The following is a 13,189-nucleotide window of genomic DNA, read 5'->3' as shown; positions in this document are numbered from 1 at the left end:
AGCAGGCTCGCTCCTACAGAAAATTACAGAGTGACCATGGAATTCATCCGCACCCGCATCGAAACCCAGATCATGAGCCTGACCGGCTTGTCCCTGGGCAAACTCGACCTGGAAAACCCCAAGGGCGACCCCGGGCTGTTCGGGCCAGACTCGGTGAGCTGGCAAGTCCATGGCGATTTCAGCAGCATGCTGATCGGAGGCATCAGCGCCCTGATGCTGCAGGCCCTGCACCCGCTGGCATTGGCCGGGGTTTGGGACCATTCAAACTTTCGTGAAGACATGCTCGGTCGCTTGCGCCGCACCGGGCAGTTCATCTCCGGCACCACGTTCGGATCTCGACAGGACGCCGACTGGCTGATCGAAAAAGTCCGCACCATCCATTTGCAGATTACGGGTACGGCACCGGACGGACGTGCCTACGCCGCCAGCGATCCCGAGTTGCTGACGTGGGTGCACGTGGCGGAAGTCAGCAACTTCCTCGCTGCACATTTACGCTATCGCAACCCGCACCTGTCCCCAGCCGATCAGGATCGCTACTACGCTGAAATCGCCCTGGTCGCCGAGCGACTCGGGGCCAGGGATGTACCCCGTTCGCGGCAGGAAATTGCCGACTACCTTGAGCGCATCCGTCCACAACTGCTGTGCGACGAGCGCAGTCGTGAAGTCCTGCGCCTGTTGCTGAACGCCCCCTCCCCCAGTCGCCTGGCCAAGCCTTTCGGCGGTCTGATGATGCAGGCCGGGATCGATCTGCTGCCGGACTGGGCCAGCGATATGCTCGGCGTCAGCCAGAACCCGCTGCAACGCAAGCTGATCCGTGCCAGCGTCAATCACAGCGCGCCGATGCTGCGCTGGGCGGTGCGTAATGGATCGGTGCAGCGGGCCAAGCGGCGGATGGGATTGCTGAGTTGAAGCTCAGAGCGGCATGCTTGAAGCTTGAAGCTTGAAGCTTGAAGCTTGAAGCTCAGTAACTGTTAAACTCCCGCGCCCAATTCTCTCCTGCAAGGCGCCCAGCATGTCTTCCTTGAATCAGGCGCTGCGCGCCGCCCTCGAACGTCGCCAGGATCTGCTGGCGGAGCTGCACGGCCAGGGCACCGATTGCTATCGCCTGTTCCACGGCAGCCAGGAAGGTGCCGGGGGCCTGACCATCGACCGCTACGGCCCGCAATTGCTGGTGCAAAGTTTCCACCAGCCGCTGGAGCGCGAAACGCTGCTGCAATTGCACGAAGCGATCAATCAGCACCTGGGTTTTGACACCCTGCTGGTTTACAACGACCGCTCCCGTGGCAACTCGCGCATCGATCGCGAAGACATCGTCTACCGCGCCGACGAAGCCGCCCTGCAAGACCTGGTCGGCCACGAATGGGGCCTGAACTATCGGGTGCGGGGTCGTCATGCCGGACAAGACCCGCTGCTGTTCCTCGACCTGCGCAACACCCGTGGCTGGGTCAAGGACCACAGCAAAAACAAAAGCGTGCTGAACCTGTTCGCCTACACCTGTGGTGTCGGCCTCAGTGCTGCCGCCGGTGGTGCGCGCGAGGTATGCAACCTGGACTTCGCCGAAGGCAACCTGGCGGTCGGTCGGGAGAACGGCCAACTCAACCCGCAGTTACCGACCATGGAATTTATCCAGTCCGACTACTTCCCGGCCATTCGCCAACTGGCCGGCCTGCCGATCAGTCAGCGCCGTGGGCAAAAACTGCCGAGCTATCAGCGCCTGGAACAGCGTCAGTACGATCTGGTGCTGCTCGACCCTCCGGCCTGGGCCAAGAGCGCATTCGGCACCGTCGACCTGCTGCGCGACTACCAGAGCCTGCTCAAGCCGGCCTTGCTGACCACTGCCGACAACGGCGTGCTGATCTGCTGCAACAACCTGGCAAAGGTCAGCATGGACGACTGGCGCGAGCAGGTTTTGCGTTGTGCAGAAAAGGCCGGGCGGCCGGTGCGTGAGTGGACCGTGATGAAACCAGGTGCCGACTTCCCGTCGATGGATCAGCAACCACCACTGAAAACCCTGATTCTGCAGCTCTGATCGTTGTCGGAGAAATCTGAAACTTCCTGATCAGGCCAATCACTTGGGAACCGGAAACGCGTGCCATACTCCAAGGCACTCCGATCCAGACAGATGAAGCCACACATGTACAAAGGATTGATTCGCGCCATTGGCGCCTTGTTGACTGCTCTGGCCCTCTACAGCTTGCTGGGCTTTCTGATTTTACCGGGAGTCGCGCTGCGCGTTGCCAACCAGCAACTGACCAACTACGCCACCACACCCGCCACGATCCAGCGGATCGAATTCAATCCGCTCAGCCTTGAACTGACCCTTTGGGGCTTGAACATTGGCGAGCCCGGCAAGGAGCAGGTCGCTTTCGAACGCCTGTACGCCAATCTGCAATTCGACAGCCTGTGGACCAAGGCGGTGCACCTCTCCGATGTCGAACTGGACAAGCCCAAGACCGAAATCCTGTTCAGCAAGGACGGCAAACTCAATCTGCTGGGGCTGTTCAAACTGCCAGCGAGCGAACCCACACCGGCCGACCCGAACGCCAAGCCGTTTCCGCTGCGCATCGAGCGGATCAAACTGGCCGGCGGCGCCGTGCACTTTGAAGATGCCCGGCCGAGCGAGCCCATCGAGTTTCTCTACGACACACTCGATTTCGAGCTGAAGAACCTCAGCACCCTGCCCGATGACAGCGCCGACATGACCTTGGTGGCTGTCGGCCCCAACGGCGGACAGATCGACTGGACCGGTAACTTCAGCCTGATCCCGATCGCCTCCGAAGGTAAGCTGAAAATCACCGATGGCAAGATGAAAGCCTTTTGGCCCTATGTGCGCGACGCCGTGCCACTGGACCTCGAAAACGGCGTCATGAGCATCAGTACCGACTACAAATTCAGCCTGGCCAAGGAAACCGAGCTGCTGCTGAATAATGTAGCGGTCAGCATCGCCCCCTTCGCGATCAAGGCGCCGGATGGCCGGCCGCTGGCAAAGCTTGAGCGCCTGGATGTCAGTGAAACCACCGTGGACCTGGCTAAACAGCAAGTGGTGGTCGGCAAGATCCGCAGCCACAAACTGGAAACCTGGGCCGCGCTGGAATCAGACGGCCAACTCGATTGGCAGAAACTGTTCGCCAGCCAGCCGTCCAAACCCGCGGCCAAAGCCAAGGCGGATGCCGAACCGGTCAGTGCTCCGGCGGCGGCAGATTCACCGAAGCCTGAACCGGCCGCGCCAGACAAACCCTGGCAGGTGCTGCTCAAGGATGTGCAGCTGCGCGATTACCAGGTGCATCTGGCCGACCGCAAGGCACAACCCGCCGTCGCCCTGGATCTGAGCCCGCTGAACCTCGACCTGCAAAACTTCGACAGCCTCAACGGCTCACCCTTTACCCTCAAGCTCGATACCGGTGTGGGCAAGCAAGGCAGGATCACGGCCGACGGCGAGGTCAACCTGGCCCCGGTCAGCGCCAGACTGAAGGTCCAGACCAGGGACATCGACCTGCGGGTTGCCCAGTCCTACATCACGCCGTTCATTCGCCTGGAACTGCGCAGCGGCATGCTCGGCAGCGATCTGGCGGTCGACCTGAAAAGCAGTGAGCCTCTGGCCTTCAGCGTCACCGGCCGCGCCCAGGTCGATCAGTTGCATACCCTGGACACCCTGAAAACCCGCGACTTCCTCAAGTGGCAACAGGTCGTGGTCGAAGGCCTGAACTATCAGCATGGGGACAGCCTGTCGATTGACAAGATCAACCTGTTCCAGCCCTACGCGCGTTTCATGATCAACGATGATCGCACCACCAACATCGATGACCTGCTGATTCCGCAACCGGCGGACTCCGTGGCAAAACCGGCGGCGAGCAAACCGGCCAGCAACGAAAAACCGTTGGGCATCCACATCGGCGGCATTTTCATCAATGATGGTTCGGCCAACTTCGCCGACTTCAGCCTGACCCCGAACTTCGCCACCGCCATCCAGCAACTCAACGGGCAGATCGGCACCATCGACAGCCGCCAGCCGAAACCGGCCGGTGTCGACGTCAAGGGCAAGGTTGATCGCTACGCGCCGGTGACCATCAAGGGCGCCGTCAATCCGTTCGACCCGATGGCCAGCCTCGACATCGCCACCAGCTTCAAACGCGTGGAGCTGACCACGCTGACGCCCTACTCCGGCAAGTTCGCCGGCTACCGTATCCGCAAGGGCCGGCTCAATCTCGACCTGCACTACCAGATCACCAAGGGCCAGCTCAAAGCTGAAAACAAAGTGGTGGTCGAACAACTGCAACTGGGTGAAAAAGTCGACAGCCCGGATGCCGTGAGCCTGCCGCTGAAACTGGCGATTGCCTTGCTCAAGGATGTCGACGGCAAGATCTCCATCGAACTGCCGGTCAGCGGCGACCTGAACAACCCGCAGTTCAGCGTCATGCCGATTATCTGGCAGACCCTGCGCAACCTGATCGTCAAAGCGGCGGCAGCACCGTTCAAGCTCATTGGCGGGCTGGTCAACGGAAGTGGCGCGGAAGATCTGGGTAGTGTTTCCTTCGCCGCGGGTTCCAGCGACCTGAGCAAGGATGCCGAAGGCGCCCTGGACAAACTGTCCAAAGCGCTCAAGGAGCGCCCAGCCCTGCGCCTGGAAATCGAAGGCACCGCCGCCCAGAGCAGCGATGGCCCGCTGATAGCCGAACAACGCCTGGAGCGTGAATACCAGTACAACTACTACAAAATGCTCCAGCGCCGCGGTGACAAGGTCCCGGCCCAGGCTTCGTTGCTGGAAGTGCCGGACGGAGAAAAAGGCCCGCTGCTCGAAGGTATCTACCGCACCCGCCTGAAAACCCAGCCCCCTGGCGAATGGAAGGACCTGGGCAAGGAAGAGCGCACCGCGAAAATGCGTGCCGAGGTGATCAAGTTCTGGAGCTCCAGCGACGTGCTGTTGCGTCAACTGGGCCAGGAACGCGCCAGCAGCATCAAGGATTACCTGGTCGACAAGGCGCAGCTGGAAGACGACCGGGTGTACTTCATCGACGCCAATCTGGGCGAGGCGCAAAGTGACGGCCGCGTGGTAACACCAATGCATCTGGATGCCGAGTGATGATTCGGTGGCTGGCAGGCCTGGTTCTGGCGCTCTCCGCCAGTCAGGCCTGGGCGGCCGATACCCTGCGCTGTGGCAGCCAATTGATCAGCGTCGGCGATCGCTCGAGTGAGGTCCTGCAGAAATGCGGTGAACCGGTCAGTCGCGATCTGCTGGGCTACAAGCGCAGCGCTGATCGGCGCGAGGAGTTTCAGGTCGAGGAATGGACCTACGGACCGAATGGCGGCATGTATCAATACTTGCGGTTCGAAGGTAATCGGCTGAAGCAGATCATCAGTAAACGCGGAAACTGAACCCACCCCCTATTCATGTGAACACTCTTCAATGTGGGAGCGAGCTCGCTCCTACAAATTGATTTGCGGCGCTACACATAGAACAGGCCCCGGCAAAAGTGCGCGGGGCCTGTAGTGGCCAACATCCTTTGGCCGTTCGCATGAACACTCAGGTTGCAACAGACGTATGACTCGGCTCGTCTGTCGCGCCCTCTCCCGGTCCAGGCGAGAAGCTTTGCCTTACTCGGCTTTCAGGCCATCAGCGGAAACCGCTTTGACGCCTTTGATTTTCTTGGTGATGGCCACAGCCATTTCTTTTTGCGAATCGGTCACGGCGGTGGTCGACGACAGCGATACCACGCCTTTGTTGGTTTCAACCTTGATGTCGCTACCTGGAATGCCTTTTTCAGTCATCAGGTCAGCTTTGACTTTGGTGGTGATCCAGGTATCGGAAGTAGCTTCTGTAGCCTTGGTCATTTCACCCGCCGCCAGGGTCATTGGAGCCTGGGTGGCTTGAGTGGTCTGGGCGAATGCCGCGTTTGCCATGGTCAGGGTCAACGCGGTAGCAGCAGCGGCAGTGATAGCGAACTTCTTCATACGAGTAACTCCTGTTTTTCGGAAAGTCTGCCGGGTGTCTTGTCGGCAGGGTTACCAAGGATATTGCGAACGCTGTGCCAACTTTGAAACAGAGCTAAAAACCTTATTAATCAATAAGTTATAAAATTAGCCAATTTTCGGAATCATGCAAAATGCACGAGAAGCACGAACACTGCATGCAAGTTGCGGGTTTATGGAAAGTTCCTAAGATGCTGAATTTCTAAGCTTTATCTGCGGCTTTTGACGACGGGTCAACAAACAGGAAAATCCCCGCAAAAGCGGGGACTTGATTCAGCAATTCATGCCGCAGAACCGGAACACCCTTTAGGCAAGTAATCCTTGGAAACGCTGCTTTTACATGTCCAGCCTTTGTCTTCGTCCCGTGTCAGGGTGACGGTTTTGCCCTGGACCACCCCCGGGGCATTGTGCAACGTACAAACGATTGATCCCGCTCCCGCCGGCGTTGTAGCCGTCACAGACAGGGCGCAGTGGTTGGTCGATGTCTCACCGGCAGGCGCCACATTGGCAATTGTCGGGGTTTCCCCCTGGCTGATCACATCCTCGAACGGCACTTTCATTGCAGTCAGTTCGGCCAGCGCCGCCGTGACCTTGGCCCGAGCCTGATACTTGGAATACATCGGCAGGCCCAGTGTTGCCAGGATCCCGATGATCGCCACCACGACGAGCAACTCGATCAGGGTAAAACCTTTCTGATTGTTCATGTACAAGCTCCATGCATGAGTCGAAGGCTCATGACCTGCCCCATGGCAGCACAGCCTGTGCCAAGGCCAGAAGCCCCTGTTGGCAGGGGGTGTGATGGCCGCAAAGCGCTTACCTACTACCAGGATCAGCACTATCTGACGTTTTTTGTCACCTCACTCTTTCGGGTTTGGCCCCGTCCCTTGACTAGGCTATAAGAGCAATTCAATCGGAATACCCAGGACTGAACATGGCGGTCAAGGCAGCGAAAATCAGCGTGTATGCATGGGAAGGCATCGACCGCAAAGGCACAAAAGTAACCGGCGAGCTCAGCGCTCAAAACCCGGCGCTGATCAAGGCGAAACTGCGCAAGCAAGGCATCAGTCCCGGCAAGGTCCGCAGAAAAAACCACTCGATTTTCAACATGGGCAAGCGTATCAAGGCCCAGGACATTGCCCTGTTCACCCGGCAAATGGCGACGATGATGAAGGCCGGCGTGCCGTTGTTGCAGTCCTTCGACATCATCGGCGAAGGCTTCGACAATCCGGCCATGCGCAAGCTGGTGGACGAACTGAAACAGGAAGTCGCGGCAGGCAACAGCTTCGCCGCCGCCCTGCGCAAGAAGCCCCGGTATTTCGATGAACTGTATTGCAACCTTGTGGATGCCGGCGAGCAGGCCGGTGCCCTCGACACCCTTTTGGAGCGGGTCGCGACCTACAAGGAAAAAAGCGAAAGCCTCAAGGCCAGGATCAGGAAAGCCATGACCTACCCGCTGGTGGTGGTATTCGTCGCGGCGATTGTCACCGGGATTCTGCTGGTCAATGTCGTGCCGCAGTTCGAGTCGGTGTTCAAAGGCTTTGGCGCCGAACTACCGGCCTTCACCGTGATGGTCATTGGCCTGTCGCAATTCATGCAGGCGTGGTGGTGGACGGTCCTTGGTGCGCTTATCGCGATGTCCTTCGGTGTGCGCCACGCCCTCAAGACATCCCCGGCCTTTCGTGACCGGATGGACACCTGGCTGCTGAAACTGCCGCTGGTGGGCACCCTGATGCACAAGTCCGCCGTGGCCCGATTCGCCCGTACACTGTCGACCACTTTCGCTGCGGGTGTACCGCTGGTGGAGGCCCTGGAATCAGTGGCCGGTGCAACCGGCAATATCGTGTTCAAGCGCGCGGTATTGCGCATCCGCCAAGATGTTTCGACCGGCATGCAATTGAATTTCGCCATGCGTACCTCCGGCGTCTTTCCGAACATGGCGATACAGATGACCGCCATCGGCGAAGAGTCAGGCACCCTGGACGCTATGCTCGACAAAGTCGCGGGGTTCTACGAAGACAACGTCGATAACATGGTCGATAACCTTACCAGCCTGATGGAACCGTTCATCATGGTGGTGCTGGGTGTTATCGTCGGTGGACTGGTAGTTGCCATGTACCTGCCCATCTTCCAACTTGGCTCAGCGATCTGACATGCCCTTGAATGAAATTCTGATCCACTCTCCGCTGGCCTTTGTCCTTCTCGCAGGCATCACCGGCCTGCTGGTCGGCAGTTTCCTCAATGTCGTGATCTGGCGCCTGCCGAAAATGCTCGAACGCGACTGGCGTGAGCAGGCCCATGACATTCTCGGGCTGCCTGGCGAAACGCCGCTGCCGACCTACAACCTGTTGCTGCCCCACTCCCAGTGCCCGCACTGCGGTCACCGAATCCGCGCCTGGGAAAACATCCCGTTGCTCAGTTATGTGTTTTTGCGCGGCCGCTGTTCAGCCTGTGCGGCAGCAATCAGCCCGCGCTATCCGTTGACCGAACTGGCCTGCGGGCTGTTGTCTGCGTTTGTTGCCTGGCACTTCGGCTTCGGTTGGCCGGCCGGCCTGATGCTGGTCCTGAGCTGGGGTTTACTGGCGATGAGCCTGATCGACGCCGATCATCAGATATTGCCGGACGTACTGGTGCTGCCGTTGATATGGCTGGGGTTGATCGTCAACAGTTTCAGCCTGTTCGTGTCGTTGCACGATGCGCTATGGGGTGCGATAGCCGGTTACACCGTCCTGTGGTCGATGTACTGGCTATTCAAGCTGATCACGGGCAAGGAAGGCATGGGCTACGGTGATTTCAAGCTGCTGGCGATGCTGGGCGCCTGGGGCGGCTGGCAGATTTTGCCGCTGACCATCCTGCTGTCCTCACTGGTGGGTGCCATTATCGGGCTGATGATGTTGCGCTTGCGCAATGCAAAAACCTCGACGCCGATCCCTTTCGGCCCCTATCTGGCCATTGCCGGCTGGATTGCGTTGCTCTGGGGTGGTCAAATAACCGACCTCTATTGGCAGTTTGTCGGTTTGAAATGAATAGCCCTGTGGAAAAACCCTGGATTCTCGGCCTGACCGGCGGCATCGGCAGCGGCAAAAGTGCGGCCGCCCAACACTTCATCGATCTGGGCGTGCATGTGGTCGACGCCGATCATGCCGCTCGCTGGGTAGTGGAACCCGGTCGCCCGGCACTGGCACAAATCGCCGAACACTTCGGCGCCGTCGTGTTGCAGGCCGACGGGCAACTGGACCGCGCTGCGCTACGCAAATTGATCTTCGAAGTGCCTGAAAAGCGCCGCTGGCTGGAGGCCCTCCTGCATCCGCTGATCGGCGAGGAGATCGCTCACCACCTGGCGCTGGCAAAATCGCCTTATGCGATTCTGGTTTCGCCGCTGCTGATCGAGTCCGGGCAATACGCCATGACCCAACGGGTGCTGGTGATCGATGCCCCCGAACAATTGCAGATCGAACGCACCCTGCAACGTGACCAGACCAGCGAACAGCAAGTCCAGGCGATCCTCAAGGCCCAGTCCAGCCGCCAGGATCGCGTGAGCCATGCCGACGACGTCGTGGTCAATGACCGCGACCTTACCTGGTTGCACAGCGAGGTCGAACGCCTGCATCACTTTTATCTTTCTTTGCGTGGAGGCCAGTCATGAGCCAACCAACAACCGTCGAATGCCCAACCTGTGGCGCCCCCGTGGAATGGACCGCCGAGAGCAAGTTCCGGCCATTCTGCTCCGACCGCTGCAAACTGATCGACCTGGGTGCCTGGGCGTCCGAAGAACACAAGATTCCAGTGCCCCCCGACGCCGAGGACGAGATGTTCAGCGGCGACTTCGACCCGCGTCATTGATTCCGACCGCGGCGATTTCAAGCTTTGATCCGGATCAAGGCTTGGGATCGTCGTCTTTCCAGGGTGCCGAGAGGTAGCGGGTGCGGTTGAACGTCTCCAGCCATTCCGGGCAGAACACCACCAGTGCACTGACCACCATGCCGTTGATAAACGCCTCGGGAAAGATGATCAGCCACAGGTAACCGACAAAATCCTCAAGCCAGTACGGCATCTCGAAACGCTCATCGAACCACAGCAACCACAGCCCCAGCAGCAGGCACAGCAACGCCGACAGCGCGGCGGCAAAGAATCCGGAAACGAAGATATACACGAAGGGATTTCGCGGCTGCGCCCGCTCCACCAGAATGGCGCAGCACTCGGTGACCAGCACCGGCAGCGCAATCAACAGCGCGCCATTGACCCCGACCGCCGCCAGGTCCTGTCGGCCGAGCAACACCAGCCCCGTTTGCGCCACCAGGCCACCCACCAGCGCCAGTGGCCAGTCCAGCAGTAGTGTCACCGCTGTCATGCCAATGAAGTGGTAAGACACGCCGGTATCAAAGTCGCGCCGCACCAGCCACAACAGAAACAGCGCAAACACTGTTCCAAACAGCAGATGCTGACGACGGCTGTCGGTGAACAGTTCAACCCACGGCGCGCGACAGATTGCCCAGATCAACACCGGCACATAGATTATCCAGCCGACCGCAAGGGTTTGCGATGACAGCAACTCTGCACCGATCATGGCTACGCGCGCCCCCCAGGCGAAGAACAACAGACACTCAGTCTACACCGCCGCTCGCCTGCCCTTCGACTTCAAGCCCAATGCCGCGGATCGTTCATCACCGCGTCATGTTCGGCGAACAGCTTCGGTAGCTCTGACTTGAGAAAGTCCACCCAGGTGCGCACCTTGGCATCGAGAAAGCGTCGCGAAGGATACAACGCATACACATTGCGTTCGCGCAGGCGCCATGCAGGTAGCACGCGCAGCAAAGTGCCGTCGCTCAAGGGCCGCGTCGCGGTGTAGAACGGCAGCAGGCTGATGCCCATGCCCGCCTCCGAAGCCTTGACCATCGACTCGGCAACATTGCACTGAAAGGTCTTGGCCGGGCTGACGGCGTGCTCGCCGTGCTCGTCCTGGAAAAGCCATTGATCGCCGTACAACGGGTCGAGCATGCGCAGGCATTGATGATCGCTCAGCGCCAGCGGCTGCTGCGGCACACCCCGGCGTTGCAAGTAAGCCGGGGAGGCACAGGGCACGCTGTAGATCTGCCCGATGGCTTGCGCAACCATTTGCGAGTCGGCCAGTTCGGGAGCTATCGAAATCACCACATCGTGCCCCTCCTCCAGCGGATCGGGATTGCGCTGCGACAAGGTCAACTCGAACACCACATCGGGATAAAGCTCGCTGTAGCGGGCGATCAACGGCGTGAGCAGCACACCCAGGCCGTTCATGCTGTGCACCCGCAGGCGTCCGGCCGGATTGATATGAGCGCCACGGGCCTCGGCCGTCGCCTCATCCATGGCTTCGACGATTTGCCGGCTGCGCAGCAGGAAGCGCTCGCCGGCGTCGGTCAGACTCAAGCGCCGCGTGGTGCGTTGCAGCAGTCGAGCCTGTACATGTTCCTCCAGATCCGCCACCAGTCGGGATACCTGCGCGGTCGATAGATCCAGCGCATCAGCAGCCCCGGTGAAACTGGCGCAGTCCACCACCCGGATGAACACACGCAAGTTGTTAAGCACATCCATAAGCCCCCCTCAGGCGATGACTGTTACGTTTTATGTAAGGCTGCATCCGCCGTTAGCCCCTTTATCCGTCGGTGGCAAAGACTAAAATTCAGACATCAAAACCGACACGGAGCACGCCAACATGAAAACGTTGATCAGCCTGTTGCTGACCGTCATCGCCACCTCGGCCATGGCCGCTGACAACGACCCCCTCGCGGTCCTGTACAACCCGGCGCAGCCACTGGACATCGCCAAGGTGGTTTCTGTGTCCGACACGGCGACCGCGTGCGGGGTTGTACCGGCGACCATGGAGTATGTCGATCATCAGGGCCAGACCCACCGCGTGACCTACAACGTCATCGGTGATTGCACCAGCAACCTGTGATCAATGGGCTCACAGCAAGGTCCACGTGTAGCTGATGATCAAGCGGTTCTCGTCGATATCACTGCGGTAGTTGGAACGCGCCATTGCATTGCGCACGCGAATGCCCAAACCTTTGAGGCTGCCGCTCTGCAGCACATAGCCGATGTCCAGGTCACGCTCGCGATCCTTGCCTTCAAAACCCTTGCCGGTATCGACATTGTTGCCGCTGATGTAGCGCACGGTACTGGTCAGCCCCGGTACGCCGAGCGCCGCGAAGTCGTAGTCGTAGCGCGCCTGCCAGGAACGCTCATCGGTGAAGGCGAACTCGTAGGTCGGCACTTCGTTGCCCAGTGGTGAGATGTTGGCAAACACCCGTGGGAACGCACTGTCTCCGAACATGCCCTGATAGCCGACGTAAAACGTATGGCCGCCACGCTTGGCCGACAGCAACGAGAAGAACGCCTGGTTGTCGATGTTGCCCAGCAATTTTTTGCCGTCCTCGCGCGAATCGTAGTAACCGAGGTTGGCGCCGAGGATCCAGTCGCCCACCGGCTCACTGTGCTTTAAACCCAGAAAACGCTGGTTGTAGATATCTTCCAGTTGCCCGTACCAGGCGCTGACCGAGCTGCGCTTGTCGTTGAAGACATAATCAGCGCCGGCAAAATTGAAACCGTCACTGCTGACCTGGCGCTGCGGCACGTGACCCAGCATCGCTTGCATCTTTTCGTCGCCAGCCTCGTTGCGCAGGCTGGTTGAACTCAAGTGACCACCCTGCACCGTCAGGCCATTGATCTCGTTGGAGGTGATGCTTGCGCCCTGATAACTCGGTGGCAGCAGGCGAATATCGCTGAATGCCAACACCGGCAGATTGGGTTGCAGTTCACCGACTTTCAGCTCGGTTTTGGAGTAGCGCATCTTCAACGCGCCTTCCAGGCGGCTGTAGTTGTCCGCCGCGCGGCCGTCGCTCTGCACCGGCAGCAAACCGGTATTGGTCCGGTCCGGGGCGCTGTCGAGCTTGAGGCCGAGCAAGCCGATGACATCCACCCCAAACCCGACGGTGCCCTGGGTGTATCCGGACTTCACGTTGAGGATGAAACCCTGGGCCCACTCTTCAGCCTTCGATTGCTGGTTGGCGCCGACGATGTCGGAATAGTCGCGGCTGAAGTAGTAATTGCGCGCCTGCAACGTCGCGGTGGTGTCTTCGACAAAGCCGGTTTCAGCCGCCATCGTCCCCGTGGAAAAACCCGAGACGACAGCCAGGGACAACGCCGAACCGGTTGTTGGGAGAATCTGTTTCATCGTTTTTCTCTT

At 59.5% G+C, this 13,189-nt stretch carries 14 protein-coding genes; 9 read left to right on the top strand and 5 right to left on the bottom strand.

Going from position 1 to position 13,189, the window contains the following annotated elements:
- Positions 1–36: 36 nt before the first annotated feature.
- From AC1D1M_RS19345 to AC1D1M_RS19330, 4 genes are all read left to right on the top strand, one after another.
- A complete protein-coding gene (locus AC1D1M_RS19345; protein WP_477776858.1) occupies positions 37–909 on the top strand; it encodes an oxygenase MpaB family protein in 873 nt (290 codons plus the stop codon).
- A 103-nt stretch (positions 910–1,012) separates the two neighbouring features.
- A complete protein-coding gene (locus tag AC1D1M_RS19340) occupies positions 1,013–2,029 on the top strand; it encodes a class I SAM-dependent rRNA methyltransferase (RefSeq protein ID WP_477776857.1) in 1,017 nt (338 codons plus the stop codon).
- 93 nt (positions 2,030–2,122) lie between these two features.
- Positions 2,123–5,080 carry a DUF748 domain-containing protein gene (locus tag AC1D1M_RS19335; protein ID WP_477776856.1) on the top strand — a complete coding sequence of 986 codons (2,958 nt, stop codon included), beginning with the start codon at positions 2,123–2,125 and terminating at the stop codon, positions 5,078–5,080.
- A complete protein-coding gene (locus tag AC1D1M_RS19330) occupies positions 5,080–5,373 on the top strand; it encodes a DUF2845 domain-containing protein (protein ID WP_477776855.1) in 294 nt (97 codons plus the stop codon). The genes AC1D1M_RS19335 and AC1D1M_RS19330 overlap by 1 nt, the downstream gene beginning before the upstream one ends.
- 219 nt (positions 5,374–5,592) lie before the next feature.
- Here the strand turns inward: AC1D1M_RS19330 and AC1D1M_RS19325 are convergent, their stop codons facing one another.
- A complete protein-coding gene (locus AC1D1M_RS19325; protein ID WP_007970546.1) occupies positions 5,593–5,949 on the bottom strand; it encodes a BON domain-containing protein in 357 nt (118 codons plus the stop codon).
- A gap of 299 nt (positions 5,950–6,248) precedes the next feature.
- Positions 6,249–6,671 carry a pilin gene (locus AC1D1M_RS19320; RefSeq protein ID WP_477776854.1) on the bottom strand — a complete coding sequence of 141 codons (423 nt, stop codon included), beginning with the start codon at positions 6,669–6,671 and terminating at the stop codon, positions 6,249–6,251.
- Between the two features lie 227 nt (positions 6,672–6,898).
- Here AC1D1M_RS19320 and AC1D1M_RS19315 point away from each other — a divergent pair, with 227 nt between their 5' ends.
- From AC1D1M_RS19315 to yacG, 4 genes are read left to right on the top strand one after another with little or no spacing between them, the layout of a single operon-like run.
- Positions 6,899–8,116: a type II secretion system F family protein gene (locus AC1D1M_RS19315; RefSeq protein ID WP_477776853.1), complete on the top strand. Its 1,218-nt coding sequence runs from the start codon at positions 6,899–6,901 to the stop codon at positions 8,114–8,116.
- 1 nt (position 8,117) lies between these two features.
- The gene (locus tag AC1D1M_RS19310) at positions 8,118–8,990 is read left to right on the top strand and encodes a prepilin peptidase (RefSeq protein ID WP_477776852.1); all 873 of its coding nucleotides are present in this window, start codon (positions 8,118–8,120) and stop codon (positions 8,988–8,990) included.
- The gene (coaE, locus tag AC1D1M_RS19305; protein ID WP_477776851.1) at positions 8,987–9,610 is read left to right on the top strand and encodes a dephospho-CoA kinase; all 624 of its coding nucleotides are present in this window, start codon (positions 8,987–8,989) and stop codon (positions 9,608–9,610) included. The genes AC1D1M_RS19310 and coaE overlap by 4 nt, the downstream gene beginning before the upstream one ends.
- Positions 9,607–9,807 (top strand): DNA gyrase inhibitor YacG, encoded by a 201-nt coding sequence (gene yacG / locus AC1D1M_RS19300; protein ID WP_218432541.1) that lies wholly within the window; start codon positions 9,607–9,609, stop codon positions 9,805–9,807. The genes coaE and yacG overlap by 4 nt, the downstream gene beginning before the upstream one ends.
- 34 nt (positions 9,808–9,841) lie before the next feature.
- Here the strand turns inward: yacG and AC1D1M_RS19295 are convergent, their stop codons facing one another.
- Both AC1D1M_RS19295 and AC1D1M_RS19290 read right to left on the bottom strand, forming a co-directional pair.
- Positions 9,842–10,531, bottom strand: a complete 690-nt coding sequence (locus AC1D1M_RS19295) for an energy-coupling factor ABC transporter permease (RefSeq protein WP_477776879.1) — start codon at positions 10,529–10,531, stop codon at positions 9,842–9,844.
- 71 nt (positions 10,532–10,602) lie between these two features.
- Positions 10,603–11,535 (bottom strand): LysR family transcriptional regulator, encoded by a 933-nt coding sequence (locus AC1D1M_RS19290; protein ID WP_477776850.1) that lies wholly within the window; start codon positions 11,533–11,535, stop codon positions 10,603–10,605.
- Between the two features lie 121 nt (positions 11,536–11,656).
- Here AC1D1M_RS19290 and AC1D1M_RS19285 point away from each other — a divergent pair, with 121 nt between their 5' ends.
- Positions 11,657–11,899, top strand: coding sequence for a DUF2790 domain-containing protein (locus tag AC1D1M_RS19285; RefSeq protein WP_477776849.1), 243 nt, complete (start codon positions 11,657–11,659; stop codon positions 11,897–11,899).
- 9 nt (positions 11,900–11,908) lie between these two features.
- Here AC1D1M_RS19285 and AC1D1M_RS19280 read toward each other — a convergent pair whose 3' ends face one another.
- The gene (locus AC1D1M_RS19280) at positions 11,909–13,177 is read right to left on the bottom strand and encodes an OprD family porin (protein WP_477776848.1); all 1,269 of its coding nucleotides are present in this window, start codon (positions 13,175–13,177) and stop codon (positions 11,909–11,911) included.
- Between the last annotated feature and the right edge of the window lie 12 nt (positions 13,178–13,189).

The organism is Pseudomonas sp. P1_F7, assembly GCF_056405655.1.
Note: the sequence above shows the minus strand (reverse complement) of the source record. Positions and strands in the feature narration are given on the sequence as shown.

Bases quoted from the DNA above. Each gene is read 5' to 3' on its own strand.
- AC1D1M_RS19335 (WP_477776856.1), top strand. From the start codon at position 2,123: ATGAAGCCACACATGTACAAAGGATTGATTCGCGCCATTGGCGCCTTG.
- AC1D1M_RS19345 (WP_477776858.1), top strand. From the start codon at position 37: ATGGAATTCATCCGCACCCGCATCGAAACCCAGATCATGAGCCTGACC.
- AC1D1M_RS19280 (WP_477776848.1), bottom strand. From the start codon at position 13,177: ATGAAACAGATTCTCCCAACAACCGGTTCGGCGTTGTCCCTGGCTGTC.
- AC1D1M_RS19290 (WP_477776850.1), bottom strand. From the start codon at position 11,535: ATGGATGTGCTTAACAACTTGCGTGTGTTCATCCGGGTGGTGGACTGC.
- AC1D1M_RS19310 (WP_477776852.1), top strand. From the start codon at position 8,118: ATGCCCTTGAATGAAATTCTGATCCACTCTCCGCTGGCCTTTGTCCTT.
- AC1D1M_RS19340 (WP_477776857.1), top strand. From the start codon at position 1,013: ATGTCTTCCTTGAATCAGGCGCTGCGCGCCGCCCTCGAACGTCGCCAG.
- AC1D1M_RS19285 (WP_477776849.1), top strand. From the start codon at position 11,657: ATGAAAACGTTGATCAGCCTGTTGCTGACCGTCATCGCCACCTCGGCC.
- AC1D1M_RS19315 (WP_477776853.1), top strand. From the start codon at position 6,899: ATGGCGGTCAAGGCAGCGAAAATCAGCGTGTATGCATGGGAAGGCATC.
- AC1D1M_RS19320 (WP_477776854.1), bottom strand. From the start codon at position 6,671: ATGAACAATCAGAAAGGTTTTACCCTGATCGAGTTGCTCGTCGTGGTG.
- AC1D1M_RS19330 (WP_477776855.1), top strand. From the start codon at position 5,080: ATGATTCGGTGGCTGGCAGGCCTGGTTCTGGCGCTCTCCGCCAGTCAG.
- coaE (WP_477776851.1), top strand. From the start codon at position 8,987: ATGAATAGCCCTGTGGAAAAACCCTGGATTCTCGGCCTGACCGGCGGC.
- AC1D1M_RS19325 (WP_007970546.1), bottom strand. From the start codon at position 5,949: ATGAAGAAGTTCGCTATCACTGCCGCTGCTGCTACCGCGTTGACCCTG.
- yacG (WP_218432541.1), top strand. From the start codon at position 9,607: ATGAGCCAACCAACAACCGTCGAATGCCCAACCTGTGGCGCCCCCGTG.
- AC1D1M_RS19295 (WP_477776879.1), bottom strand. From the start codon at position 10,531: ATGATCGGTGCAGAGTTGCTGTCATCGCAAACCCTTGCGGTCGGCTGG.